16 protein-coding genes are annotated in these 23,850 nt (G+C 71.0%); 9 read left to right on the top strand and 7 right to left on the bottom strand.

Annotation, left to right across the window (positions count from 1 at the left end; genetic code table 11):
* Positions 1-23 precede the first annotated feature (23 nt).
* The 7 genes from CFB50_RS37830 to treY are packed head-to-tail and all read left to right on the top strand — an operon-like array spanning position 24 to position 18,053.
* The gene (locus CFB50_RS37830; RefSeq protein WP_089449456.1) at positions 24-3,416 is read left to right on the top strand and encodes a maltotransferase domain-containing protein; all 3,393 of its coding nucleotides are present in this window, start codon (positions 24-26) and stop codon (positions 3,414-3,416) included.
* On the top strand, positions 3,416-6,829 hold the full coding sequence (gene treS / locus CFB50_RS37825; protein WP_069250255.1) for a maltose alpha-D-glucosyltransferase: 3,414 nt from the start codon (positions 3,416-3,418) through the stop codon (positions 6,827-6,829). Before CFB50_RS37830 ends, treS begins: the two co-directional genes overlap by 1 nt.
* Positions 6,826-9,033, top strand: a complete 2,208-nt coding sequence (gene glgB / locus CFB50_RS37820; RefSeq protein ID WP_089449455.1) for a 1,4-alpha-glucan branching protein GlgB — start codon at positions 6,826-6,828, stop codon at positions 9,031-9,033. Before treS ends, glgB begins: the two co-directional genes overlap by 4 nt.
* 32 nt (positions 9,034-9,065) lie before the next feature.
* Complete coding sequence (glgX, locus tag CFB50_RS37815) at positions 9,066-11,189, top strand: glycogen debranching protein GlgX (protein WP_069249499.1); 2,124 nt, start codon at positions 9,066-9,068, stop codon at positions 11,187-11,189.
* The gene (treZ, locus tag CFB50_RS37810; RefSeq protein WP_069249498.1) at positions 11,186-13,057 is read left to right on the top strand and encodes a malto-oligosyltrehalose trehalohydrolase; all 1,872 of its coding nucleotides are present in this window, start codon (positions 11,186-11,188) and stop codon (positions 13,055-13,057) included. Before glgX ends, treZ begins: the two co-directional genes overlap by 4 nt.
* A complete protein-coding gene (malQ, locus tag CFB50_RS37805; protein ID WP_089449454.1) occupies positions 13,054-15,282 on the top strand; it encodes a 4-alpha-glucanotransferase in 2,229 nt (742 codons plus the stop codon). Before treZ ends, malQ begins: the two co-directional genes overlap by 4 nt.
* Positions 15,279-18,053, top strand: coding sequence for a malto-oligosyltrehalose synthase (gene treY, locus CFB50_RS37800; RefSeq protein ID WP_089449453.1), 2,775 nt, complete (start codon positions 15,279-15,281; stop codon positions 18,051-18,053). The genes malQ and treY overlap by 4 nt, the downstream gene beginning before the upstream one ends.
* Here the strand turns inward: treY and CFB50_RS37795 are convergent.
* The 3 genes from CFB50_RS37795 to CFB50_RS37785 all read right to left on the bottom strand — a co-directional run bounded on the left by CFB50_RS37795 (position 18,040) and on the right by CFB50_RS37785 (position 19,401).
* Positions 18,040-18,267 carry a hypothetical protein gene (locus CFB50_RS37795; RefSeq protein WP_089449452.1) on the bottom strand — a complete coding sequence of 76 codons (228 nt, stop codon included), beginning with the start codon at positions 18,265-18,267 and terminating at the stop codon, positions 18,040-18,042. The genes treY and CFB50_RS37795 overlap by 14 nt on opposite strands.
* A gap of 213 nt (positions 18,268-18,480) precedes the next feature.
* A complete protein-coding gene (locus CFB50_RS37790; RefSeq protein ID WP_089449451.1) occupies positions 18,481-18,822 on the bottom strand; it encodes a DUF1488 domain-containing protein in 342 nt (113 codons plus the stop codon).
* Positions 18,823-19,029: 207 nt separating this feature from the next.
* Positions 19,030-19,401, bottom strand: a complete 372-nt coding sequence (locus tag CFB50_RS37785) for a DUF3022 domain-containing protein (RefSeq protein ID WP_089449450.1) — start codon at positions 19,399-19,401, stop codon at positions 19,030-19,032.
* Positions 19,402-19,586: 185 nt separating this feature from the next.
* Between CFB50_RS37785 and CFB50_RS37780 the strand changes: the two genes are divergently transcribed.
* On the top strand, positions 19,587-19,943 hold the full coding sequence (locus CFB50_RS37780) for a DUF3175 domain-containing protein (RefSeq protein WP_089449449.1): 357 nt from the start codon (positions 19,587-19,589) through the stop codon (positions 19,941-19,943).
* Positions 19,944-19,983: 40 nt separating this feature from the next.
* Positions 19,984-21,303, top strand: a complete 1,320-nt coding sequence (locus CFB50_RS37775) for a cation:proton antiporter (RefSeq protein WP_089449448.1) — start codon at positions 19,984-19,986, stop codon at positions 21,301-21,303.
* A gap of 161 nt (positions 21,304-21,464) precedes the next feature.
* On the opposite strand, the gene CFB50_RS37770 is transcribed toward CFB50_RS37775, so the two are convergent.
* From CFB50_RS37770 to CFB50_RS37755, 4 genes are all read right to left on the bottom strand, one after another.
* Positions 21,465-21,851 carry a DUF3022 domain-containing protein gene (locus CFB50_RS37770; RefSeq protein WP_089449447.1) on the bottom strand — a complete coding sequence of 129 codons (387 nt, stop codon included), beginning with the start codon at positions 21,849-21,851 and terminating at the stop codon, positions 21,465-21,467.
* A complete protein-coding gene (locus CFB50_RS37765) occupies positions 21,848-22,009 on the bottom strand; it encodes a DUF1328 domain-containing protein (protein WP_011349711.1) in 162 nt (53 codons plus the stop codon). The genes CFB50_RS37770 and CFB50_RS37765 overlap by 4 nt, the downstream gene beginning before the upstream one ends.
* 46 nt (positions 22,010-22,055) lie before the next feature.
* Positions 22,056-22,244, bottom strand: a complete 189-nt coding sequence (locus tag CFB50_RS37760; RefSeq protein WP_089449570.1) for a DUF3008 family protein — start codon at positions 22,242-22,244, stop codon at positions 22,056-22,058.
* 77 nt (positions 22,245-22,321) lie between these two features.
* Complete coding sequence (locus CFB50_RS37755) at positions 22,322-23,782, bottom strand: RNA polymerase factor sigma-54 (protein ID WP_089449446.1); 1,461 nt, start codon at positions 23,780-23,782, stop codon at positions 22,322-22,324.
* Positions 23,783-23,850: the final 68 nt, after the last annotated feature.

Genomic DNA, 23,850 nt, shown 5'->3' with positions numbered 1-23,850 from the left:
ACCGCCGCCCGTACACCCGCGCCATGGACTCCACGCCGATCTTCGCTCCGCATATCCAGTTCTGCGACGCCCGCCTCGTCGGACCGCTCGACGCATGGCCGCAGACGTTCGCGCATGTCGCCGGCATGGGCTTCGATCACGTGCTCGTCGGCGCGTTCTGGGCCGCCAGCGTCGCCGGCTTTCCGCGCCACGTGGCCGATTTCCGGCGTCCGGCTCAATCGTTCGCGACACGCGCGAGCGCGCTCGAAACCTTCTCCCGGCTCGCCCAGCTTGCACACGGCCACGGGCTGCGCCTGCTGCTCGAAGTCGTGCCGGATCGTGTCGCGCGCGAGAACCCGCTGCGCGCCGAGCATCCGGACTGGTACGTCGAGCACACGCACGACGACGCGCTGATCGACCCGCGCGGCACCGCGCACGCGCTGGATGTCGCCCACGCGAACCTCGGCGATGAAGCCGCGCGCGACGCGCTGTCCGCGTGGTGGTGCAAACACCTCGCCGCGTTCGCCGATGCGGGCGCGGCCGGCTTCCTGATCGACGCGCCGCATCATCTGCCGGCCGACTGGTGGCCCGGCTGGCGCGCGGCGCTGCGCCGTACGCGCCCGGACGTCGCGGTGCTCGCCGGCGTGCCCGGCCATGCGCGCGACGCGCTGGCGCAACTCGAAGGCGCCGGGTTCGACGCGGTGTTTTCATCGGTGCGCTGGTGGGACCTGCGCGCCCCGTGGTTCGTCGACGAACACCGGCTGCTGCGGCGCATCGGCTCGCCGATCGCGTTTCCCGACGCGCTCGACGGCACGCGCCTCGCCGACGACTGGCCCGACGCGTCGGATGACACCGTCGCCCGCGCGTATCGCCGCGCACTGTGGACCGCTGCCGCCGTCGGCACCGGCTGGCTCGTGCCGATGGGCTTCGAGCGCGGCGTCACGGTGCCGCTGATGGCGCGCGACGCCGATGCGGCGCGCTACCTCGCCGCGTTCGAGGACGCGCGCTTCGACCTGTCGGGCGCAATCGCCGATGCGAACGCGTGGCGCCGCGCCACGCCCGTCGCGGCCGCGCGCGGCGAAATCGCGCAGTTGAGCGCGCCTGGCGCACCGGCAACCGCGTTGCTGCGCGGCACCGGGCCGTCGCTGGAACACGACACCGCGGCGCTGCTGATCGCGTTGAATCCCGATCTCGATGCAGCGGTGACGGTCGACCCCGCGATGATCCTGCCCGGCGTGCCGGGCGGATTCACGCGCGTCGCCACGCACGGCGGCACGCCAACCCACCCGCCGGCCGCGCTCGAACCGTTCACGCTCGAACCCGGCGCATACGCGCTGCTGCATGCGTGGCGGGCGCCGCCCGTCACGACCCGCCACGACGCCGCACACGAGCGCGGCATGGTGTCCGCGGCGCTCGCGGGCGAACGGATCGCGATCGAGCGCGTCGAGCCGTCGGTCGACGGCGGCCGCTTCGCGGTCAAGCGCGTGATCGGCGAGACGCTTGTCGTCCACGCGTCGATCTTCACCGACGGGCACGCGCATCTCGCGGCCGCGCTGCAGTGGCGCGCCGCCGGCGACGACGACTGGCGCGAAATCCCGTTCGAAGCCGAACCGAACGACCGCTGGCACGCACGCGTCGTGCTCGATCGGATCGGCCGCCATGAATTTCGCGTGATTGCCTGGCGCGACGACTGGGCATCGCTCGTCGACGATGTCGCGAAGAAACACGCGGCCGGCCAGGACGTGACGCTCGAACTGCGCGAAGCGCAGCTGCTGCTCGCGACCGCGCTCAAGTTCGCCCATCCGCTCGACGCACGCGCGCTCACGCAGATGAAACAGCGCATCGCCGAATTCAAGGACGCGCCAGCCGACACGCAGCTCGCGCAGCTCGGCGCGGCGCCGCTCGCCGATGCGTTCGCGGCGCTGCGCTACCGCCCGTTCGTCACGCACGATGAAACGACCTGGCCGGTCGAGGTCGAGCGCCGCGCGGCGCGCTTCTCCAGCTGGTACGAGATGTTTCCGCGCTCGGCGAGCGACGATCCGCACCGGCACGGCACGTTCGACGACGTGATCGCGCACCTGCCGCGCATCCGCGACATGGGTTTCGACGTGCTGTATTTCCCGCCGATCCACCCGATCGGCACGACCGCGCGCAAGGGGCGCAACAACAGCCTGAAGGCCGGCCCCGACGACGTCGGCAGCCCTTACGCGATCGGCTCGCCGGACGGCGGCCACACGGCCGTGCATCCGCAGCTCGGCACGCTCGAATCGTTCCGCGCGCTGGTCGATGCCGCGCGCGGCCACGGGCTCGAGATCGCGCTCGATTTCGCGATCCAGTGCTCGCCCGACCATCCGTGGCTCGCCGCGCATCCGGGCTGGTTCGCGTGGCGGCCCGACGGCTCGCTGCGCTTCGCGGAAAATCCGCCGAAGCGCTACCAGGACATCGTGAACCCTGATTTCTACGCGCCGGACGCACTGCCCGACCTGTGGCTCGCGCTGCGTGACGCGGTGCTGTTCTGGGTCGACGCGGGCGTGCGGATCTTCCGCGTCGACAACCCGCACACGAAGCCGCTGCCGTTCTGGGCGTGGATGATCGACGACGTGCGCGGCCGGCATCCGGACGTCGTATTCCTGTCCGAAGCATTCACGCGGCCGGGGATGATGTACCGGCTCGCGAAGGTCGGCTTCTCGCAGTCGTACACGTACTTCACGTGGCGCGAGTCGAAGCGCGAATTCATCGACTACCTGACCGAGCTGACGACCGGCCCGGCGCGCGAATTCTTCCGGCCGAACTTCTTCGTCAACACGCCCGACATCAACCCGCGCCACCTGCAGAACGCGCCGCGCACGCAGTTCGTGATCCGCGCGGCGCTCGCGGCGACGCTGGCCGGCTCGTGGGGCCTGTACTCGGGCTTCGAGCTCGGCGAATCGGCCCCGCTGCCCGACAGCGAGGAATACGCGGACGCGGAGAAGTACGAGCTGCGGGCGCGCGACTGGAGCAAGGCCGCGCATATCGGCGCCGAGGTCGCGCGGCTGAACCGCGCGCGGCGCGCCAACCCGGCGCTGCAGACGCATCTCGGCCTCACGTTCGCCGACGCGGACAATGACTCGGTGCTCGTGTTCGTGAAGGCGACGCCGGCGTTCGACAGCGTGGTCGTCGTCGCGATCAGCACCGATCCGTGGCATCCGCAGGTCGCGAACTTCACGCTCGATGCGTCGCTGTGGCGCGGCCTGGGGCTCGTCGACGGCGAACCGCTCGACGCGCTCGAACAGGACGCCACGCATGCGGAAACCTGGCACGGACATCGCCAGTACGTCTCGCTCGATCCGCATGTGCGCCCGTATGCGATCTGGCGGCTTACGCCGTCAACAGGCGCCGCGCGGGCGGCGGCGCGCGGACCGGGCGACGCCCGGCCATCCTCGGGAGCCCATGGATGATGAAACGCGAAGATTCCCTCGACGACGTACGCCGCGCGCAATTCCCGTCGCTGGCGCCGGCCGGCACCCCGCGCCGGCGCCGCGCACGCCGTCGCGCGCCGGCGCTCTGCGCGGACGATCCGCTGTGGTACAAGGACGCGATCATCTACCAGGTGCACGTGAAGTCGTTCTACGACTCGAACAACGACGGCATCGGCGATTTCCCCGGCCTGATCGCGAAGCTCGACTACATCGCCGAACTCGGCGTCGACACGATCTGGCTGCTGCCGTTCTACCCGTCGCCGCGCCGCGACGACGGCTACGACATCGCCGACTACCGCGACGTGCACCCCGACTACGGCACGCTGGCCGACGTGCGGCGCTTCATCCGCGAAGCGCATGCGCGCGGCATTCGCGTGATCACCGAGCTGGTGATCAACCACACGTCGGACCAGCATCCGTGGTTCCAGCGCGCACGCCGCGCGAAGCGCGGCTCCACGCATCGCGACTACTACGTGTGGTCCGACACCGACACGAAATACGCGGGCACGCGGATCATCTTCCTCGATACGGAAACGTCGAACTGGGCGCATGACCCGATCGCCGGCCAGTACTACTGGCACCGCTTCTATTCGCACCAGCCGGACCTGAACTTCGACAACCCGGCCGTCGTGCGCGAGGTGATGCAGGTGATGCGCTTCTGGCTCGACCTCGGCATCGACGGGCTGCGGCTCGACGCGGTGCCGTATCTCGTCGCGCGGGAAGGCACCAGCAACGAGAACCTGCCCGAGACGCACGCGATCCTGAAGCAGATCCGCGCGACGATCGACGCCGAGTATCCGAACCGGATGCTGCTCGCCGAGGCGAACCAGTGGCCGGAAGACGTGCAGGAATATTTCGGCAACGAGGACGAATGCCACATGGCGTTCCATTTCCCGCTGATGCCGCGCATCTACATGTCGATCGCGAGCGAGGACCGCTTCCCGATCGTCGACATCATGCGGCAGACGCCGGAACTCGCGCCGAGCAACCAGTGGGCCGTGTTCCTGCGCAACCACGACGAGCTGACGCTCGAGATGGTCACCGACTCCGAGCGCGACCTGCTGTGGCAGACCTATGCGACCGACCGGCGCGCGCGGCTGAACCTCGGCATCCGGCGCCGGCTCGCGCCGCTGATGGAACGCGACCGGCGCCGCATCGAGCTGATCAACTCGCTGCTGCTGTCGATGCCCGGCACACCGGTGATCTACTACGGCGACGAGCTCGGGATGGGCGACAACATCCACCTCGGCGACCGCGACGGCGTGCGCACGCCGATGCAGTGGTCGTCGGACCGCAACGGCGGCTTCTCGCGCGCCGACCCCGAACAACTCGTGCTGCCGCCGGTGATGGGCGCGCTGTACGGCTATGACGCGGTCAACGTCGAGGCGCAGACGCGCGACCCGCATTCGCTGCTGAACTGGACGCGCCGCATCCTGTCGACGCGCCGCGCGTCGCAGGCGTTCGGGCGCGGCACGATCCGCTTCCTGCGTCCGGAGAACCGCAAGGTGCTCGCGTACCTGCGCGAGCTGGACGGCCACGATCCGGTGCTGTGCGTCGCGAACCTGTCGCGGGCGTCGCAGGCCGTCGAGCTCGACCTGTCCGAATTCGCGGGCCGCGTGCCGATCGAGATGACGTCGGATTCGCCGTTTCCGCCGATCGGGCAGCTCACGTACCTGCTGACCTTCCCGCCCTACGGATTCCTGTGGTTCGTGCTGGCCGAGCACGGCCGCGAGCCGTCGTGGCGGCAGCCCCATGCGGAGCCGCTGCCCGAATACGTGACGCTCGTGATGCGGCGCGGCGATACGTGGCCGGACGTCGAACAGCTGCACGTGCTCGCGCACGACGCACTGCCCTCGTGGCTCGCGCGGCGGCGCTGGTTCGCGTCGAAGGACCGCGCGATCGGCACGGCCAGGCTGAACGTCGTCACGCCGGTGCCGGGCGAACCGTTCCAGTATGCGGAAGCCTGGGTCGAATCCGGTGAGACGGGCAATGTCGAACGCTACGTCGTGCCGCTCGCGGTCGCGTGGGGCGGTGAAACCTCGCAGCCGCTGTTCGCGCAGCTGGCGCTGGCGCGCGTGCGGCGCGGCCATTCGGTCGGCTACCTGACCGACGCGTTCGCGCTGCCGGCGTTCGCGCACGGGATGCTGCGCAAGCTGCGCGACAGCGCGACGGTGCCGACCGCCGACGGCGGCCGGCTCGCGTTCCTGCCGGAAGACGCGCTCGCCGCACTCGATCCCGGCGACGACGCCGAAGTGCGCTGGCTCGCGGCCGAGCAAAGCAACAGCTCGCTCGTGATCGGCGACGCGATCGTGCTGAAGCTGGTGCGCAAGGTCGCGCACGGCATACATCCGGAAGCGGAAATGAGCCGGTACCTGACGCGGATCGGCTACCCGAACACCGCGACGCTCGCGGGCGAAGTCGTGCACGTCGATCCGGACGGCACACCGCACACGGTCGCGATCCTGCAGCGCTACGTCGACAACCAGGGCGACGCGTGGACGCGCTCGTTCGACTTCCTGCGGCGCGCGGTGGACGAGCTCGCGCTGCCGGCCGCCGACGAAGAGGACACCGGCGACGCGGACGAGGAACCCGAAGCGCTGCTCGGCTATGCGGCGTTCGCGGGGATCATCGGTACGCGGCTCGGCCAGTTGCACGTCGCGCTCGCGCAGCCGTCCGACGATCCCGCGTTCGCGCCGGAGCCCGCGACGCCCGGCCACGTCGACGGCTGGTGCGCGGACGCGATCGCGTCGTTCCAGCACGCGCTCGACGTGCTGCGCACGCGGCTCGATGCGCTCGACCCTGCAATGCGCGCGGCGGCCGACACGCTGCTCGCGTCGCGCGACGCGGCCGTCCGCGCGCTCGGCGAGCTCGTGCCGCGCACGCTCGAGGCGCAATGCATGCGGATACACGGCGATTTCCATCTGGGCCAGGTGCTCGACGTGCAGGGCGACGCGCTGCTGATCGACTTCGAAGGCGAGCCGGCGCGCCCGCTCGAACACCGCCGCGCGAAATCGCATCCGCTACGCGACGTGGCCGGCCTGCTGCGTTCGCTGTCGTACGTGAGCGCGACCGCGCAGTTCGCGATCGAGAAGGCGCCGCCGCAGGCGGCCGGCCGCAAGCGTGCACTGTTCGACCGCTTCGGGCAGGCCGCCGCCGACCGCTTCGTCGACTGCTATCGCACGGCCACCGAGCAGGCCCCCGCGCGTTTCGTCGACCCGCGCTACGCCGATCGCCTGCTCGCGCTGTTCCTGATCGACAAGGCGTCGTACGAGCTGTGCTACGAAGCCGCGAACCGGCCCGACTGGCTGAGCGTGCCGGTCGGCGGGCTCGCCGCACTGGTCGAACGGCTGCTCGGTGACGGCGGTGCGTCCGCCGAAGGAGGGTCGCAATGACCGGAACGCTGTTCGAACGATCCGATATCGATGCGCTGCTCGCCGGCCGTCATCCCGATCCGTTCGCGTGCCTCGGCCCGCACGGGCAGGCCGACCAGGTCGTCGTGCGCGCGCTGCTGCCCGGCGCGAAAAGCGTGCACGCGCTGTCGCCGGAAGGCGCCGAACTCGCCACGCTCGCGTGCGTCGATCGCGCCGGCTGCTTCGCGGGGACGATCCCGCGCAACGGCGGCGCGCCCCACTACCTGCTCGCGATCGACTGGCCCGACGCGCGGCAGGTGATCGACGATGCGTATGCGTTCGGCACGCTGCTCGACGACGCCGTGCTCGCCCGCTTGTCGGCCGGCGACCCGGCCGCCGTGCTCGATTGCCTCGGCGCCGCGCCCGCGCGCATCGACGACACCGACGGCGTGCGCTTCGCGGTCTGGGCGCCGAACGCGCAGCGCGTATCGGTGGTCGGCGATTTCAACGGCTGGGACGGCCGCCGGCATCCGATGCGGCTGCGGCGGCCGTCGGGCGTGTGGGAGCTGTTCGTGCCGGGCATCGGCGCGGGCGAATGCTACAAGTACGAGGTGCGCGCGGCCGACGGGCGCGTGCTGCCGCACAAGGCCGATCCCTGTGCGCGCGCGACCGAGGCGCCGCCGCGCACGGCGTCGGTCGTCGCCGACGTCGCGGCGCTCGACGCGTTCGCGTGGCACGACGACGGCTGGATGCACGCGCGGCCGCACACCGACCGCTACCGTGTGCCGTGGTCGATCTACGAGGTGCATGCGGAATCGTGGCAACGCGTGCCCGAGGAGATGAACCGCAGCGCGACCTGGGACGAACTCGCCGAGCGGCTGATTCCGTACGTGAAGGGCATGGGCTTCACGCACGTCGAATTCATGCCGATCGCCGAATACCCGTTCGGCGGCTCGTGGGGCTACCAGCCGCTCGCGCAGTTCGCGCCGTCCGCGCGCTTCGGGCCGGTCGAAGGTTTCGCGCGCTTCGTCGACCGTGCGCACGCGGCCGGCATCGGCGTGCTCGTCGACTGGGTGCCCGCGCACTTCCCCGACGATCCGCATGGCCTCGCGCAATTCGACGGCACCGCGCTGTACGAGCACGCCGACCCGCGCGAAGGGCTGCATCCCGACTGGCACACCTGCGTGTTCAACGTCGGGCGCACGGAAGTCGGCGCGTTCCTCGCCGCGTCGGCGCTCGCGTGGGCGCGCCGGTATCACGTCGACGGCATCCGCGTCGACGCGGTCGCGTCGATGCTGTACCGCGACTATTCGCGCGCCGAAGGCGAATGGGTGCCGAACGTGCACGGCGGCCGCGAGAACCTCGAATCGGTCGCGTTCCTGCGCATGATGAACGACACGCTGCACGGTGCGGCCGCGCCGGCGGGCGTCGTCACCGTCGCGGAGGAATCGACCGCGTGGCCGGGCGTCACCGCGCCGACCGGCGACGGCGGGCTCGGCTTCGACTTCAAGTGGAACATGGGCTGGATGCACGACACGCTCGCGTATCTGCGCGAAGACCCGGTGCATCGCCGCTATCACCACGACCGGATGACGTTCGGGCTCGTGTACGCGTTCTCCGAGCGCTTCGTGCTGCCGCTGTCGCACGACGAGGTCGTGCACGGCAAGGGCTCGCTCGTCGCGAAGATGCCGGGCGACGCGTGGCAGCGGCTCGCGACGCTGCGTGCGTACTTCGGCTTCATGTGGGCGCACCCCGGCAAGAAGCTGCTGTTCATGGGCAGCGAATTCGCGCAATGGGCCGAGTTCGCGCACGACGCGACGCCGCACTGGGACCTGCTCGACGCACCCGCGCATCGCGGCGTGCAGCGGCTCGTGCGCGACCTGAACCGCACGTATGCGGCCGAGCCCGCGCTGCATGCGCTCGACTGCCACGCGGCCGGCTTCTCCTGGCTGATCGGCGACGACCGCGACAACAGCGTGTTCGCGTTCGCGCGCCGCGACGACGCCGGCCACCTGGTGGTCGCCGTCTGCAACTTCACGCCGGTGCCGCGCACGAGCTATCGCGTCGGCCTGCCCGCGCCCGGACACTGGCGCGAACTGATGAACACCGATGCCGCGCCGTACGGCGGCACCAACGCCGGCAACGACGGCGCCGTGTGGGCCGAAGCCGTTCCCGCGCACGGTGAAGCGTGGTCGGCCACCCTGCGCCTGCCGCCGCTCGCGACGCTATGGCTGCGCCCTACCTGATTTCCCGCACCCTGGACACGGAGATCCGCCCCATGCCGACCGCCCTGCCCACCCGTCTCGAATCCGGTCGCAGCTATCCGCTCGGCGCGACCTGGGACGGCCTCGGGACCAACTTCGCGGTGTTTTCCGCGCACGCGCACCGCATCCAGCTGTGCGTCTTCGATCCAACCGGCCGCAAGGAGCTTGCGCGCCTCGACCTGCCCGAATGCACCGACGAGATCTGGCACGGCTACCTGCCCAACGCGCATCCCGGCACCGTGTACGGGTTTCGCGCGGACGGCCCGTACCAGCCGCAGCACGGCCATCGGTTCAACCCGACCAAGCTGCTGCTCGACCCGTACGCGCGCAAGCTGGTCGGCCAGTTCCGCTGGTCGGACGCGCTGTTCGGCTATCGCCTGCATTCGAACCGCGCGGACCTGTCGATGGACCGGCGCGACTCGGCGCCCGCGATGCCGAAGTGCGTGGTGGTCGACGAAGCGTTCGACTGGAGCACCGACCGGCGCCCGCGCGTGTCGTGGCGCAACACGGTGATCTACGAGACCCACGTGCGCGGCGCGTCGATGCGGCGTGCCGGGTTGCGCCCGCCCGAGCGCGGCACGTTCGCGGCGTTCGCGCATCCGGCGTTCATCGATCACCTGCTGTCGATCGGCGTGACGACGGTCGAGCTGCTGCCTGTCCACGCGTTCCTGCAGCAGCGCGCGCTGGTGCAGCGCGGCTTGCGCAACTACTGGGGCTACGACACGGCCGCGTTCTTCGCGCCGGAGCCCGCGTATCTCGCGACGCGGCGGCTCGACGAGATGCGCATCGCGATCCGCCAGCTGCATGCGGCCGGCATCGAGGTCGTGCTCGACGTCGTCTACAACCATACGTGCGAGGGCAACGAGCTCGGCCCGACGCTGTCGTGGCGCGGCCTCGACAACGCGAGCTACTACCGGCTGATGCCGGACCGCCGCTTTCATGTCGACGAGACCGGCTGCGGCAACACGCTGAACCTGTCGCATCCGCGCGTCGTGCAGATGGTGATGGATTCGCTGCGCTACTGGGCCACCGCGTTCAACATCGACGGCTTCCGTTTCGACCTCGGCGTGACGCTCGGTCGCGAGGAACACGGCTTCGATCCGGGCGCGGGTTTTTTCGACGCGCTGCGGCAGGACCCGGTGCTCTCGCAGCGCAAGCTGATCACCGAGCCGTGGGATCTCGGTCCCGGCGGCTACCAGCTCGGCCGCCATCCGCCCGGTTTCGCCGAATGGAACGACCGCTTTCGCGACACCGTGCGGCGCTTCTGGCGCGGCGACCCGGGCCAGCGGCCGGAGCTCGCCGCGCGCCTCGCCGGGTCGGCCGACCTGTTCAACCACCAGCGGCGCCATACGTGGGCGTCGGTCAACTTCATCACCGCGCACGACGGCTTCACGCTCGCCGATCTGGTGTCGTATTCGAAGAAACACAACGACGCGAACGGCGAGGACAACCGCGACGGTCGCGACGACAACTGCACCGCGAACTGGGGTGTCGAAGGGCCGACCGACGATGCGGCGATCCGTGCCGTGCGCGCGCGCGTCGCGCGCTCGATGCTCGCGACGCTGTTCACCGCGCTCGGCACGCCGATGCTGGTGGCCGGCGACGAGTTCGGCCGCACGCAGCACGGCAACAACAACGCGTACTGCCAGGACAACGAGCTGTCGTGGCTCGACTGGGATCTGGCGCGCAGCGACGAAGCGGTGACGCTGATGCGTTTCGTGTCGCGGCTCGCCGCGCTGCGGCGCATGTATCCGGTGATGTCCGCGCCGCGCTACCCGTCGGGCGACCGCGAGGCCGCGCCGGGCATGGCCGAGCTCGGCTGGTTCGACGAGCACGGCGATGCGATGACCGTGCCCGCGTGGCAGGACCACGAGCGCCGCGCGCTGACGATGCGGCGCGTCGGCACGGGCCGCACCGGGCGCACCGAGGCGCTGCTCGTGATGCTGAACGCGTCGTCCGAGACGGTCGTGTTCGCGCCGCCCGCGCCAGTGCTCGACTATCGCGTGCTGGTCGACACGGCCACGCCGGACGCCGGCCCGCGCCCGTGGCCGGCCAGCGGCCTCGACGTCGCCGCGCACGCGGCCGCGATCGCGGTGGCCGCCGTGCCGCCCGACCTGTCTCCGGGAGACCCGACATGAGATCACGCCCCGCCCGTCCATCGGATTCGCATGCGTTCGACACGTCGTTCGGCGCGACCTGCGTCGACGTCGACCGCACGCGCTTCCGGCTGTGGGCGCCCGCGAGCCGCACGGCCGCCGTCGAAATCGAAGGCGAAAACCTGCCCACCGTCCCGATGACCGCGGTGGGCGACGGCTGGTTCGAGGCCGTCGTGCCGTGCGGCCCCGGTACGCTGTATCGCTACCGGCTCGACGGCGATCTCGCGGTGCCCGATCCCGCGTCGCGCTTCCAGCCCGGCGGCGTGGCAGGCCCGAGCCAGGTCGTCGATCCGGCTGCGTACCGCTGGCGCCACGACGCGTGGCGCGGCCGCCCGTGGCACGAGACCGTCCTGTATGAGCTGCACATCGGCGCATGCGGCGGCCACGCGAGCGTCGAGCGGCGGCTGCCGGAAATCGCCGCGCTCGGCGTGACCGCTGTCGAGCTGATGCCCGTCAATGCGTTTCCCGGCGCGCGCAACTGGGGTTACGACGGCGTGCTGCCGTTCGCGCCCGATGCGTCGTACGGACGGCCCGAGGAACTGAAGGCGCTGATCGATACCGCGCACGGGCTCGGGTTGCAGATGTTTCTCGACGTCGTCTACAACCACTTCGGCCCGGAAGGCAACCTGCTGCCGCGCTACGCGCCCGCGTTCTTCCGCGCGGACCGGCAGACCGCGTGGGGGCCGGCCATCGACTTTTCTCGGGAGCAGACGAGCGCGTTCTTCATCGAGAACGCGCTGTACTGGCTCCACGAATTCCGTTTCGACGGGCTGCGCATCGATGCCGCGCACGCGATCGACGACGACATATGGTTGCGCGAACTCGCGCGCCGCGTGCGCGCGTACGCCGGCGACACGCGCCACGTGCACCTCGTGCTCGAGAACGAGCGCAACGCGGCGAGCCTGCTCGGGCCCGGCGGTTTCGACGCGCAATGGAACGACGACTTCCACAACAGCGCGCACGTGCTGCTGACCGGCGAGCGCGACGGCTACTACCGCGCGTATGCCGACGCGCCGTTGCGCCATCTCGCGCGCACGCTCGGCGAAGGCTTCGCGTACCAGGGCGAACCGTCGCCGCTGCACGACGGCGCCCCGCGCGGCGAACCGAGCGCGCACCTGCCGCCGACCGCGTTCGTCGCATTCCTGCAGAACCACGACCAGGTCGGCAACCGCGCATTCGGCGAACGGCTGCGCACGCTCGCGAACGAAGACGCGGTGCGCGCGGCGACCGCGCTGCTGCTGCTCGCACCGTCGATCCCGCTGCTGTTCATGGGCGAGGAAGACGGCAGCACGCAGCCGTTCCAGTTCTTCACCGACTATCGCGGCCTGCTCGCCGACGCGGTGCGCGAAGGCCGGCGCCGCGAATTCGCGGCCTTTCCGGCGTTCGCCGACGCCGCGCATCGCAACGCGATTCCCGATCCGAACGACATCGCGACGTTCGTGCGTTCGACGCTGCACGGCAGCAGCGACGAAACCACGCCCGACACCGACGCATGGCGGCGCTTCTACCGCAGCGCGCTAACCGTGCGCGCGGCGCTCGTGACGCCGAACCTGCCCGGCGCCAGCGCGCTCGGCGTCGACCTGCTCGCGGGAGACGGCGACCCGCAGGCGCTCGCCGCGCGCTGGCGCCTCGGCGACGGCAGCACGCTGACGATCGCATTGAATCTCGGCTCGTACGACGCGGTGCTGCCCGCGCTGCCGGTCGGCAAGATCGTGTTCGAGACGCCGCCACGTGCGCGCGACCGCTTGCGCGACCTGCGGCTGCCGCCCCGCGCGTGCATCGCGTGGCGCGACGGCGAGGTCAACCAGGATGCGCGGCAGCACCGCATGAATGGGCAGGGCCGATCATGACGACCGACGTGTCGATCACCGAACTCGCGCGCGCGGCCGGCCTGGAACCCGACTGGACCGATGCGGGCGGCATCGCGCGGCGGGTGGACGATGAAGCCCTCGTCGCGCTGGTCGACGCGCTCGGCTGGCCGTGCGGCACGGCGCCCCAGCGGGTGGAAAGCGCCGCCGCACTCGCCGACGCGAACGCGGCGCCACCGCGCATCGTCACCGGCGACGCGGGCCTGCCGCTGACCCTGCCGGCCGCGATCGCCGCGCCGGGCGCGCGCTTCCGGATCACGCTCGAAGCGGGCGGGCATGTGGACGGGCGCGTGGGCGGCGAAGGCGAACACGGCACGCTGCCGCCGCTCGCGATCCCCGGCTATCACGCGCTCGACGTCGGCGACCAGCGCATCGGCCTCACGATCGCGCCGCCGCGCCCGCAACCGGTCGACCCGCGCGCGGCGAATGCGGGCGGCCGCTGGGGCATCGCGGCGCAGCTCTACAGCCTGCGCCGCACCGGCGACGACGGCGCGGGCGACTACACCGCGCTGGCGCGGCTGGCCGCACATGCGGCACGGCACGGCGCGCAAGCGGTGGCGATCAGCCCGACGCACGCCGGCTTTCCGGCGCTGCCCGCGCACGACAGCCCGTATTCGCCGTCGTCGCGGCGCTGGCACAACGTCGCGTATCTCGACTGCGACGCGGTGCCGGGTGCCGCTGCGGTGCCTCACGCCACCGGTGCCGCGGCCGACGCACCGTTGATCGACTGGCCGCACGTGCTGCCGCTGAAACTGCGGCGACTGCGTGCGTGCTTCGACGCGTGGCGCGCCAGCGACGACCCGTCACGTGACGCATTCCAGCGGTTTCGCGCGACGGGCGGTGCGGCGCTCGATGCGCATGCGCGCTTCGACGCATTGCAGGCGTTCTGCCTCGAGCATGGGGCGGGCGTTGACTGGCGGAAATGGCCGGCGCCGTGGCGCGAGCCGGGATCGGCTGAAGTCGACGCGTTCGCGCACGCCCATGCCGACACGGTCGCATTCCACACGTACCTGCAATGGTGCGCGTCGCGCGCGCTCGGCGACGCGCAGCACGCGGCACGCGGCGCGGGCATGGCCATCGGGCTGATCGCCGATCTTGCGGTCGGCTCCGATCGCGCGGGCAGCGACGCGTGGGTGCACGGCGCGACGCTGCTGCGCGGCGTGTCGCTCGGGGCGCCGCCCGACCTGTTCAATGCGGCCGGCCAGGCGTGGGGCGTGACGACCTGGACGCCCGCCGCGCTGCGTGCGGAAGGCTTCGTGCCGTTCGTCGAACTGTTGCGCTCGGCGTTCGCGCATGCGGGCGGCATCCGCATCGATCACGTGCTCGGCTTCGCGCGGATGTGGATCGTGCCGGACGGCGGCTCGCCGCGCGACGGCGCATACCTGCGCTATCCGGTCGACGATCTCGTGCGGCTCGTCGCACTCGAGGCGGCCCGTTATCGCGCGCTCGCGATCGGCGAGGATCTCGGCACGGTGCCGGCCGGCTTCCGCGAACGGCTCGGCGCGCAGGGCATCGCCGGGATGCGCGTGCTGTGGTTCGAGCGCGACGCCGGCGGCACCTTCCGGCCGCCGTCGGCATGGGATCGCGACGCGATCGCGATGACGTCGACGCACGATCTTCCGACCGTGGCCGGCTGGTGGCGCGGGGTCGATCTGGCCTGGCGGCGGATCGCGGCCGAGGCGGCGCAGCAGTCCGACGACGCGGAAGCGCGCAACGCAGCGCCGCCCGCACCGCCGGATGAAGCCAGCGCGGATGATCGGCACACGATCGTGCCCCGCGCAGCCGCCCCGCCCGACGCCGCGGACACCCCGCCGCCCCCGGAAGCCGGCCCCGCCGCCCCACCGCCCGCCGTCGATCCCGACGTCGTCGCCGCGCATGCCGCGCGCGCCACCGAACGCGCGGCGCTGTGGCGCGCGCTACAGCACGCAGGCTGCGCGCCGGCCGGTGACGCCGCCCCGCCGGCTGATGCGCCGCCGATCGCCGCGATACTCGCGTACGTCGCGCGCAGCCCGTCGCCGCTCGCGATCCTGCCGCTCGAGGACCTGCTTGCGCTGGACATGCAGCCGAACCTGCCAGGGCCGCCCTGCGGACATCCGAACTGGCGGCAGCGCCTGCCACGCGCGATCGACACGCTGTTCGACGCCGACGTGCGCGACCGCATTGCGGCCGTGGTGCGCGCACGCGGTTCGCGGGAGCCCGGCCCATGACGCCACGCGCGACGCTGCGACTGCAGCTGCATGCGGGCTTCACGTTCGACGACGCGGCCGCGCACGCGGGCTATTTCGCGCGGCTCGGCGTGAGCCACCTGTACCTGTCGCCGATCGCGACGGCCGAACCCGGTTCGCGGCACGGCTACGACACCGTCGATTACGGCACGCTCAACCCCGAGCTCGGCGGCGAAGCCGGTTTCGTCCGGCTCGTCGAAGCGCTGCGCGCGCACGGGCTGGGCGTGATCGTCGACATCGTGCCGAACCACATGGGCGTCGGCGGTTCGTCGAACGGCTGGTGGAACGACGTGCTCGAATGGGGCCCCGCGAGCCCGTACGCGCACCACTTCGACATCGACTGGCATCCGCCGGACGCGGCGCTCGACGGCAAGGTGCTGCTGCCCTGCCTCGGCTCGCCGTACGGTGAAGCGCTCGCGGCTGGCGACATCACGCTCGACGCCGATCCGGCCACCGGACGCTTCTTCGTGTCGTGCCCCGGGCGACGGCTGCCGGTGGCCGCCGCCACCTACGCGGACCTCCTGCGCATCGCGAACCGCGCGGACCTGAACGCGCTCGCCGAACGCTTCGACGCCGCGCCGCTGCGCGACAGCACGCGCCTCGCCGCCGCGCATGCGGCGCTGCGCGATCACGCGGCCACGCACGGCCCGCATGCGCTCGACGCGGTGCTGCGCGGCGCCGATCCGCGCCGCGCGCGCTCGCGCGCCTGCCTGCACTGGCTGCTCGAACGCCAGCACTACCGGCTCGCGTGGTGGCGCACGGCCGCCGACGAGCTGAACTGGCGGCGCTTCTTCGACATCGCGACGCTCGCGGCCGTCCGCGTCGACGACGATGCGGTATTCGATGCCGTCCATGCGCTGCCGCTACGGCTGCATGCGGCCGGCTACATCGACGGCCTGCGCGTCGATCACGTCGACGGCCTCGCCGATCCGCGCGCGTATTGCCGGCGGCTGCATCAGCGGCTTGCCGCGCAACGCGACGCGCGGCCGTACATCGTCGTCGAGAAGATCCTCGCGCCCGGCGAAACGCTGCGCGCCGACTGGGCCGTCGACGGCACGACCGGCTACGACTTCATGAACGATGTCGGCGCGCTGCTGCACGATCCGGCCGGCGCCGCGCCGCTCGCCGCGCACTGGGCGCACGTGTCGGGTTCGTCGCGCACCTTCGCGCAAGAGGCACTCGACGGCAAGCGGCGCGTGTTGATGCGCCAGCTCGCCGTCGAGCACGCGCGCGCCGCGCGGGCGTTGCACGGCGTTGCGCGTGCGGCACCCGCGACACGCGACGTGAGCCGGATCGCGATTCGGCGCGTACTGGGGGAACTCGCTGTGCAGTTGCCCGTGTACCGGATGTATCCGGTGCAGGACGAAGAACCGGCCGACGCCGATCGTCGCGTGCTCGCGCAGGCGTACGAACGGGCGGTCGCGGCCGTCGATCCTGCCGACCGGTTCGCACTCGATCACGTCGCCACCTGGCTCGGGTTGCCAGTCGCACGCGTGCCGAGCGCGGACGCCGCCGCGCTGCACGCGGCGCGCGTCGCGTTCGCGCAGCTCACCGCGCCGCTGGCCGCGAAGGGCGTCGAGGATACGGCTCACTATCGTTACAGCCGGCTCTTGTCGCGCAACGAAGTCGGCGCCGACGCGGGCGACTTCAGCCTGTCGCGCGGCGCGTTCCATGCGCGCAACCGGCGCCGCGCGCGCACCGTGCCGCACGGGCTCGTCGCCACCGCCACGCACGACCACAAGCGCGGCGAGGATGCCCGGGCGCGGCTGGCCGTGCTCAGCGAAGTGCCCGACGCGTGGCGCGCGGTATCGCTCGACTGGTCCGCGCTCAACCGACCGCATCGCGGCAGCGCGCATCGCGACCTCGCATGGGCGCCGGGGCCGGCCGCCGAGGCGATGCTGTACCAGACGCTCGTCGGCTGCTGGCCGCCTGGACTCGCGCCCGACGACGCGGCGGGGCTCGCGGCGCTCACCGAACGCGTCGTGCAGTGGCAGACGAAAGCGCTGCGCGAGGCGAAGCGTCACACCGACTGGCTCGCGCCCGATATGCGCTACGAGCACGATTGCGAAGCGTTCGTGCACGCGATCCTGAGACCGTGCGGCGCCGGCGACTTCGCGCACCGGCTGCATGCGTTCGTTGCGCGGATCGCGCCGGCCGGCGTCGTCAACAGCCTGACGCAGGCCGTGCTGCGGATGGCATCGCCCGGCGTGCCCGACCTGTATCAAGGATCTGAATCATGGGATCACTCGCTCGTCGATCCGGACAACCGCCGTGACGTGCCGTTCGCGGCGCTCGCGGCCGAGCGGGTCGACGGGCCGGTCGCGTCGTATCTGGCGGCGTGGCCCGATGCGCGCGTGAAGCGGGCACTGGTCGAGCGCATGCTGGCGCTGCGCGCGCGATGGCCGGTGACGTTCGCGGATGGCGCATACGTGCCGCTGCGCGTACGCGGCCCGCTCGGTCGTCATGCGGTGGCGTTCGCACGGCGCAGCGACGAGGCCACCGTGGTGGTGGTCGCGACGCGGCTCGCGGGCCGATTGCTCGGCGAAGCGCCGGAATTGCCGCGCGTCGAACCCGCGCAATGGGGCGATACGGCGGTCGTGCTGCCGCGCGATATCGACGGGCCATGGACGGACGGGCTGAATGCGCGGGATACGATCGACGTGCCGGGACACATGCTGCCGCTCGACCGCTGCCTGGCCGCGTTGCCCGTCGCGGTGCTCGTCGCCGCGCATCCGCCCGTCACGCGTCGGTGACGTCGGGCTCGCTCGCGTCGTTGCGCTGCACGCACTGCACGACCGACAGTCCGTCGGCCGTCAACGCAGGCCGGCGCTCGCCGGACGCGTCGTCGTGCTGCATCACGATCAGGTGCTGTTCGACCAGCGCAAGGACATCCTCGCGGTCGATCTGGATCTGCTCCGGTGCGCGATGCACCAGGAGCAGCGTGGCAAATTCATGTGCGGTCAGCATGCTCGTTCCCCGTTGGCGGCTGCGCGAGATGCGCGCCGGCGCGCAGCAATGCATGCAGGGACCATGCCGGTTTGCGTGGCGCCTCCGTCATCCGTGCCGCGTGCGCGCGGCGCGATGTGGCACCACACGGCGGCCCGTGCGCGGTGCAAAGTTTTCAACGGTGTGTAATGCGGGAGGCAACCGGCACGCACGCACCGGGAAAGCCCGCCGGGGTCAGGATCGCGGAGACCGGGACAGGCCCGCTCGCGCACGACCGGCCGGCGCGCGGAAATACCCGCTGTGCAACACCATGCCGCCGTTACCGTTACCGTTGCTGTCGCCCAGCACGTCGGCGCATGCGGCTTCGATGCGCGCGCGGCCCTGTTCGAACGCATCGCGCAAGTCGGCCTCCAGCGCGGAGCGTGCGCCGAAATGATCTTCCAGCGCTTCGACCGTGATGGCCCAGGTTTGCGGCTCGCCATCGACATCGACGACGAAACACAACTGCAGCTCCGCCCCGTCGAACACGGGCGGCTCGTCGACCAGCGTCACACGGCGTGCGGAATCGGTGGCCATGATCTCAGGCGCCCCGCGCCGAGAGGCGATCGACCGGCGTGTCCCCGATCGCGAGAATGGCTAGCCTGCAATGCTCCAATCTGCCGCTCATGAGACCCTCCGTCCGCGTGGTGGCGCGTGACGCGCCATGCCAGTCGCGCAGCAAGCGGCGTGCCTGCCGCCCCGTTCGCGCGCGCCAATCGAGTATCGGAAAGCCGATCGGCGCAGCTACTGCAGACTGCGCGCGGCGTCGAGCATCGCGTCGGTCAGCTCGACCGTCAGCGTCACGTGTTCGTCGGGCAGGCGGTCGAGCAGGTCCTCCACCGTGGCGTGCAGGAGCGCGTGCACGCGCATCCGCGTGCTTTCGTCGAGATCCGCATAGCGCTCCATCGTGTCGCAATCGAGCACGAGCACGACCGAATGCCGCGCGGTCTCCGGCGGCGGATCGGCCGCTTCCGCCCACGCCGCCTGAAACACCATCCTGCCCGTTGCGACGTCGACATGGACCGTCGTATCGAGATCGTCGGCGTCGATCATGTCGCCATCGGCATCGTTGTCGAACTCGTCGTTTTCCAGCCAGATCCGGGAATGCGATTGCATGATGTCCTCCTGCGTGATGGCGTGATGGCGGGGTGGCGGGATGGCATGTCCAGCCTGTCCTTTGGAGCAACACCTGTGCCGCGCCCGGCACGGGTTCGTCGTACGGATGAGGCGCGCCGCGCGGCACGCGGTTTGCGCCGCCAACCGCGTCACCACGTCCCTGTCACCCCAATGGAGCCCACTTAATGCCTTCCGCTACCGCTATCCATGCGCATGGCAAGCGCCTGACGCGGCGCCCCGGCCGCACCCGCGGCACCGACCCGCGCCACCGCAAGCGCTGGTCCGCCGAGGTCACGCAAAAAAGCGATGCGCTCGACATCGAACCCGACATCTTCAAGTCCGACGACCCGGCCGCGATCGCCGCGTCGCTGAAGCGTTCGGCCGAACACAGCCGCCGCCGCCATGCGTCGCCGTTCCAGTCGGCGATGTCGATGCTGAACTTCTACGTGAACCGCGCGGGCCGCAACCTGCCGAAAACGCGCCGCACGACGCTCGAACGCGCGAAGCGGAAGCTGCGCGAGGCGTTCGGCCGCAAGCCCTGACGGCGCGCGACCACGTGACCGGCCTGCCGCGACGGCACACATGCACGAGACGCTCTGGTACCTGATCGTCGGCGCGGTGCTGATGGGCATGGGCGTCGCGACGTCCGCGCTGCGCCACCTGCCCGTCAGCAGCGCGATGATCTATCTCGTGCTCGGCGTCTTGCTCGGCCCGGCCGGCGCAGGCCTGCTGGATCTCGATCTCGAACGCGACGCACGGCTGCTGCGTGAAATCGTCGAGATCGCGCTGCTCGTCTCGCTGTTCGCGATCGGGCTGCGGCTGCGCGTGCCGCTCAACGACCCGCTGTGGCGCGTGCCGTGCCGCCTCGGCCTGGTCGCGATGGGCCTCACCGTGCCGCTGCTGGCCGCGTGCGCGATGCTCGTACTCGGGCTCGACATGGGCCCCGCGCTGCTGCTCGCGGCGATCCTCGCGCCGACCGACCCGGTGCTCGCGCACGACGTGCAGGTGCACGACCCGGGCGATCGCGATCTCGTGCGCTTCGCGCTGTCGGGCGAAGGCGGCCTGAACGACGGCATCGCACTGCCGTTCGCGCTGGCCGGGCTCGCGCTGTGCGGCGCGCCCGGCACGACGCACGGGCTGCCGCCGCTGTCGGGCGCGTTCGCGCTCACCGCGCTGTGGGGCATCGCCGGTGGGGCTGCGATCGGCGGCGGCCTCGGCTGGATCACGACGAAGACGATCGGCTGGCTGCGCACGCGCCACGCCCAGGCGCTCGGCCTCGAAGGCTTCTTCGCGCTCGCGCTGATCGTGCTGTCATTCGGCGCCGCGCAGTACGCGCATGCATTCGGGTTCATCGCGACGTTCGCGGCCGGGGTCGCGATGCGCCGGGTCGAGCACCGCGCGAGCGGCGACCGCGCGCCACGCGACGTGATCGGCAAGATCGATTCGTCCGACGTCGTCGCCACCGAGAAGCATCCGGAAAAAGCGCACGCGTTCATGGCCGAATCGGTGCTCGGCTTCACGATCGAACTCGAACGGATCGCCGAAGCCCTCGTGATGACGATGATCGGCAGCGTGCTCATGAAGCTGCCGGGCCCGCTGCTGACGTGGGGCGTGGCCTCGCTGGTCGTCGTGCTGTTCGTCGCCGTGCGCCCGCTTGCGGTGCTGGCCACGCTCACCGGTTCGCGCGCGACGCTTGCGCAGCGACGGCTGATGGCGTGGTTCGGCATCCGGGGCATCGGCTCGTTCTACTACCTGCTGTTCGCGCTCGAACACGGGCCCTCCGGCACGGTGCGCCCGCTCGTGGCCCCTGTGCTGGCCGTCGTGTCGGCATCCGTGATCGCGCATGGGATCACCGCGACGCCGCTGATGAACTGGTATCACCGGCTGCAGCATCGGCGCTGACGCGTGCATGACGATGCACGCGGCCACGCGATTGGGTCGCCACGTAGGCGTCGGCGCCGGGGGGGGGTGAGGGAAGCATCGACATCGACATGCGCTCGCTGCGTTCGGGATGCAGCGGCCACGCGGATCGCCGCGCTGCCACCCCGCGAGCGGCAGCGGCGTCAGGGCGCGCGCAGCGCCGCGTCGAGTTCGGCGCGCGTCACGTCGAGCGCGACGTTGCATTCGATCGCCTCCTCCTCGACGCGCGGCTTGCGCTCGTCCACCGCGCGCCGCGCGCGGTCGCACAGAACCGTGCGCACGCGCAGCCGGTCGGCCGCGCCGAGCGATGCATAGCGCGTGATCACGTCCGGATCGAACCGCAGGTCGACCGTGCAACGCCATTCGCGCGCGTCCTCGTCGGACGGCACGCGCACCCATGACACCTGGATCGTCAGCCGCCCGGACGCGTCGTCCGCATGCACGACGACGGTCGATTCCGACGGGAAACCGTTCGCGAGCGCATGCTCGAGTTCCTCGATGCGCTGCGACCGGCGGAGTGCGCCGCTCATCGTCGCACGACGCCCAGCAGCAGCGTGACGAGGAAGATCACGACGAAGATGTAGAACAGGATCTTCGCGATCTCGGCCGCGCCGGCCGCGATACCGCCGAAGCCGAACACGGCCGCGACGATCGCGATGATGAAGAAGATGACGGCGTATCGCAGCATGGATACCTCCTGGATGGCAGCAGTGGTCAATACACGTCGTCGCCGGTCACGCATCGTGCTTGTGCTCCGGTTTGCCGCGTCTCGGCGTGGACGCCATTTTTTCACGTTCCTTTTCGCTCATCGACCTGGCCATCGGCTTTGCCGGCGGCATGAGGTCCTGCATTTTCGTGTTGCCGTGTCTGGCCGACAGCGCGGCGCTCGCCGCACGCTGCCGGGCCTGGGACGTTGCCGGCAGGGTTGCGCGCCCGTCGTGGGCGCACGCGTCGACGCGACGGTCGGCACGTGCCCGCGACAGGCTCGCCCGGGCCACCGTCATGCGGCGTCGCGGCGCCGCAGGTCGGCCGGCGGAATCTTCATCGCCTGGCGATACTTCGTCACCGTGCGACGCGCAAGCAGGATGCCGCGGCCCGCGAGGTTCTGCGCGAGCGTGACGTCGGACAGCGGATCGGTGTGCCGTTCGGACGCGATCATGTCGCGGATCAGCACCTTCGCGGCCGCCGCCGAGCACACGCCCTTGCCGGCCGCCTCGAGCTTGCGCGGGAAGAAATGCTTGAACTCGAACGTGCCGTGCGGCGTGGCCATGTACTTGTTGCCCGTCGCGCGCGACACGGTCGATTCGTGCAGGTCGAGTTCCTCGGCGATGTCGCGCAGCACGAGCGGCTTCATCGCGATCTCGCCGTAGCGGAAGAAATCGCGCTGCCGCGCGACGATGCATTCACCGACGCGCTGGATCGTCTCGAAGCGCTTCTGCACGTTGCGGATCAGCCAGCGCGCTTCCTGCAGCTGCTGGCCGAGCGGCGAATCGCGTTCGCCGCTCGACTGCGCGAACAGCGTCGCATAGCGTTCATGCAGCCGCGCGCGCGGCAGCACGGCCGGGTTGATCGTCACGATCCACTCGTCGCGCACCTGGCGCACGATCACGTCGGGCACCACGTAGTCGCCGCGCGTGCTGCCGTAATGATTGCCGGGGCGCGGGTCGAGCCCGCGCACCAGCGCGCAGGCCGCCTGCAGCGTCGGCGCGTCGCAGCCGATCCGCCGCTGGATCTCGGCCGTCTCGCGGCGTGCCAGACGCTCGAGATGCTCGCGCGCGATTGCCTTCGCTTCCGCGAGCGCCGGCGTGCCGGCCGGAATCGCGTCGAGTTGCAGCACGAGACACTCGGACAGCGAGCGCGCGGCCAGCCCCGGGCGGTCGAGCATCTGCACGAGCCGCAGCCCGACCGCGAGATCCTGCTCCGACAGCAGCAGCGCGGGGTCGGCCGCGACCAGCAGTTCGGCCAGTTCCTGGCGCAGGTAGCCGTCTTCGTCGAGCGCGTCGATCACGATGCGCGCGGCTTCGCGGTCGCGCCGGTTCAACGGATAGAGCCGCAATGCATCATGCAACTGCTGATTCAGCGACGGCTCCGCGGCCAGCCATTCGCCGGGCGACTGGCCGCCCGCATCGTCGCCCTGGCGGCTCGTGCCGCGCGGCGTGGGCGCGGCCGTCAACGACACTTCGGACACCTCGGGCACTTCGGGGACTTCGCCGTCCTGCCGGAGAGCGTCGTCGGGCTCGGGTGCCGCTTCGGGCGCGGCGGCTTCGGCCGGCTGCCCGGTTGCGTCAGTGGCAGCCTCCTCGTCTCCCTGGCCATCCTCGAGGAACGGATTCTGATCGAGCGCCTGTCGCAATTCCTGTTGAAATTCGAGCGAGGACAACTGCAGCAACCGCAGCGACTGCTGAAGCCTCGGCGTAAGTGCCAGATGCTGTCGCATCTGCAGCGCAAGCGAGACGGACATCGATGGTCCTCCTGACGTTTCGCGGGTTTCGTTTCGTATTCGGTCAGGATTAATGCAGCTTCCATGCC

The organism is Burkholderia sp. AU33423, from assembly GCF_002223135.1.
GTDB lineage: Bacteria > Pseudomonadota > Gammaproteobacteria > Burkholderiales > Burkholderiaceae > Burkholderia > Burkholderia lata_D.
This window is presented reverse-complemented; position numbering and strand designations above follow the sequence as displayed.